Raw genomic sequence first — 3,317 nt, forward strand, 5'->3', positions numbered from 1 at the left:
AACCCAGAAGGTGAGTGAACCACGGTTAATCAAAGATTTGTTGTATGTAGGCCAGTTGGTGATGGGGTGAAGCGACGTGCTCATGATGCAGACTTGAAGGAGATGGTGGTGATCAGATCACCAAGTCCTCAGTTAGTTCCATTCAAGCTGCATCGATTTGGGCAACAACGCCATGCCAAAGGATTATCACCGTCCCGGCATCGAGAAAGAAGTGGCCACGGGCCGAACAGAAAGCGGGGAGGCACCGGCCTCCCCGCGACACATCCGTCAGCTGCGTCCCTTTCGCAAGGAAATAAGCAGCTCCGCTTCCGCCTGGGGCAACTCGCACTCGCTCATCACCTCGTCCAGATCGGCACCAAGCTCCACCATCTTGGCGGCGCGGCTGTAGAGGCGGCGCTCCGGATCCTGCAACGTCAGCTCCTGCTGGCTGTCGTGGATCTTCTGCATGGCCCCTTCTGCGGCTTGCAGACGCTGGCCCATGCCGATGGCGCCCGTGTGCAACTCCATCATCTGCTTGCGCAGACTCTCGAGCTGCCCCTGCAGCGCTTCCACCCTGGCCTCGGACTCTCGCTGGCGACGACGGTGCCCCAGGATCCCGTAAAGGGCCAGCACCAGTGCGAGCAAGGACAACCCCAAGGCTGCAAATTCAATCATCAAACCATCACCTTATCCGTCACAGGGAGGCGGACAGGTGCCATCGCCCCCGTCCGCACGTTCCCGTCCCTGTTACAGGGAACCAATGTCTTCCCACTCTTCGTCGGAGAGCAGCTTGTTGAGATCCACCAGGATCAGCAGTTGGCCGTCACGGTTGCTGACGCCCTGGATGAACTTGGCGCTCTCCTCGGTGCCTACCGCCGGGGCGGCATCGATCTCGGAGGAGCGCAGATAGACCACCTCGGCCACGCTGTCCACCATGATGCCGATCACCTGCTTCTCCGCCTCGATGATGACGATGCGGGAGTTCTCGCTCACGTCCCCGGCCGGCAGGCCGAAACGGGAGCGGGTATCGATGACGGTCACCACGTTGCCATGCAGGTTGATGATGCCCAGCACGTAGTCAGGTGCACCCGGGACCGGAGCGATCTCGGTGTAGCGCAACACTTCCTGAACCTGCATCACGTTGATGCCATAGGTCTCGTTTTCCAACTGGAAGGTCACCCACTGCAGCACTTCGTCTTCGGCCAGATTCTGTGCAATATTGCGCTTCTCTGTCATCTTCTTGATCCTTGTATGAACCCGTCAACGGGTAAAATTAGGGAAGGTGCGAATAAGTCATATGGCACGAGAGCATTTACTGGTAACCCATTGATATTAAATGACTAAAATTTTCATTTTTTGTTCGTGGGATACTTGTTCGCACTTTCCTTAGTGTAGGTCTCCCGCACATGCTGGCGGCCGTAGATGGCTTGAGGACTGCGAGGCAGAACTCGTAACCGAGGCCCCTGTCGTTGATGATCGCATCGTCTTCACCTCATAGGAAAAGACACAAAATATCGAACATTGAAATCTAATATTACAGGTTAAAAAATGCACACATCACTTCTTCCTCTTTCCTGCTCATCAGGTATAATCCGCCATCTTTTTTTGCATCAGTGACCAGCGACACCCTATGACTGTCAACCGTTTTGACCCCAGCTCAGAGAGCCTGACGCCTGCAACCACGCCGGCTCAGCCATTGGACAACCAACCTGTCCAACAAGCAACTTCCAGCATTATTAGGTCTCACCACCCAAGGATTGGTTTTGTGAGCTTGGGATGCCCCAAAAACCTGGTCGATTCCGAACGCATCCTGACCCAGCTGCGTACCGAAGGGTACGACGTGGTGCCCAGCTATGACGATGCGGAGCTGGTGGTGGTCAACACCTGCGGCTTCATCGACAGCGCGGTGCAAGAGTCCCTGGAAGCCATCGGTGAGGCCCTGGCCGAGAACGGCAAGGTGATCGTCACCGGCTGCCTGGGTGCCAAAGAGAACCAGATCCGCGAGATCCACCCCAAGGTGCTCGAAATAACCGGTCCCCACGCCTATGAAGAGGTGCTGGGCCACGTCCACAAATACGTGGAAAAACCCACCCACAACCCCTTCACCAGCCTGGTGCCGGCCCACGGTGTCAAGCTGACCCCGCGCCACTACGCCTATCTCAAGATCTCCGAAGGCTGCAACCACCGCTGCACCTTCTGCATCATTCCCTCCATGCGCGGGGATCTGGTGAGCCGTCCCATCGGCGAAGTGCTGGCCGAAGCCAAGCGCCTGAAAGAGGCTGGCGTGAAGGAGATCCTGGTGATCTCCCAGGACACCTCCGCCTACGGCGTGGACGTCAAGCACCGCACCGGTTTCTACGACGGCATGCCGGTCAAGACCAGCATGGTGGCCCTGTGCGAAGAGCTAGCCAAGCTCGGTATGTGGGTGCGCCTGCACTACGTCTACCCGTACCCGCACGTGGATGACGTCATCCCCCTGATGCGCGACGGCAAAATCCTCCCCTACCTCGACATCCCGCTGCAGCACGCCAGCCCGCGCATCCTCAAATTGATGAAGCGCCCCGGCTCCGTCGAGCGCACCCTGGAGCGGATCCAGAAGTGGCGCGAGATCTGCCCCGAGATCACCCTGCGCTCCACCTTCATCGTCGGCTTCCCCGGCGAGACCGAAGAAGAGTTCCAGATGCTGCTGGACTTCATCGACAAGGCGGAACTGGACAGGGTTGGCTGCTTCAAATACAGCCCGGTCGAGGGGGCCAAGGCCAACGAACTGCCGGATCCGGTGCCGGCCGAGGTGCAGGAAGAACGCTTCCAGCGCTTCATGGAACTGCAACAGCAGGTCTCCATCCGCAAGCTGGCCCGTAAAGTGGGCAAAGAGATGCTGGTGCTGATCGACGAGGTGGACGAAGAAGGTGCCACCGGCCGCTCCGCCGCCGATGCCCCCGAGATCGACGGACTGGTCTACCTGAACGGTGAAACCGGCCTCAAGCCCGGCGACATGGTCAAGGTCCGCATCGACGAAGCGGACGAGTACGACCTCTGGGCCAGCCTGGTGGAATAATCACGCTACTCCCCCTCAAAGCCAGTCGGTCTCACCGACTGGCTTTTTTAATGTCCGCCGCCCGTCAGGCTCTTGCATGCCCCCTGTCATCCCCTGTCCCGCCCCTCATCACCGATCTCCCTCCCCTTGCTCTTTTCGCACGCGCCCGTGAACCAGCGCACACTTCTCTCCTGCCACATGAGCCGCTTGTTTCCTGCGCAAAAATAAGGTTCTTCGCGGGATCTTGGGGAAGTGGAAGTTGACAGACAGGGTGCTGGTAAACTGGCTGTCTCCAAACACA

At 58.4% G+C, this 3,317-nt stretch carries 3 protein-coding genes; 1 reads left to right on the top strand and 2 read right to left on the bottom strand.

All coding sequences use genetic code 11. The features are described 5' to 3' along the window. Positions 1-267 precede the first annotated feature (267 nt). Together OKC30_RS20270 and OKC30_RS20275 are read right to left on the bottom strand one after the other, a co-directional pair. Positions 268-654, bottom strand: coding sequence for a DUF2802 domain-containing protein (locus tag OKC30_RS20270; RefSeq protein WP_010673943.1), 387 nt, complete (start codon positions 652-654; stop codon positions 268-270). A 72-nt stretch (positions 655-726) separates the two neighbouring features. Continuing rightward, the gene (locus OKC30_RS20275; protein WP_160838252.1) at positions 727-1,215 is read right to left on the bottom strand and encodes a chemotaxis protein CheW; all 489 of its coding nucleotides are present in this window, start codon (positions 1,213-1,215) and stop codon (positions 727-729) included. A 394-nt stretch (positions 1,216-1,609) separates the two neighbouring features. On the opposite strand from OKC30_RS20275, the gene rimO reads away from it, so the two are divergent. Next, positions 1,610-3,037 carry a 30S ribosomal protein S12 methylthiotransferase RimO gene (gene rimO, locus OKC30_RS20280; RefSeq protein WP_233735823.1) on the top strand — a complete coding sequence of 476 codons (1,428 nt, stop codon included), beginning with the start codon at positions 1,610-1,612 and terminating at the stop codon, positions 3,035-3,037. The last annotated feature ends 280 nt before the right edge of the window (positions 3,038-3,317 follow it).

The sequence above is a fragment of the Aeromonas sp. QDB18 genome (genome assembly GCF_027705325.1).
GTDB lineage: Bacteria > Pseudomonadota > Gammaproteobacteria > Enterobacterales > Aeromonadaceae > Aeromonas > Aeromonas caviae.

Coding starts and splice junctions, on each gene's coding strand:
- OKC30_RS20270 (WP_010673943.1), bottom strand. CDS start 654: ATGATTGAATTTGCAGCCTTGGGGTTGTCCTTGCTCGCACTGGTGCTG.
- OKC30_RS20275 (WP_160838252.1), bottom strand. CDS start 1,215: ATGACAGAGAAGCGCAATATTGCACAGAATCTGGCCGAAGACGAAGTG.
- rimO (WP_233735823.1), top strand. CDS start 1,610: ATGACTGTCAACCGTTTTGACCCCAGCTCAGAGAGCCTGACGCCTGCA.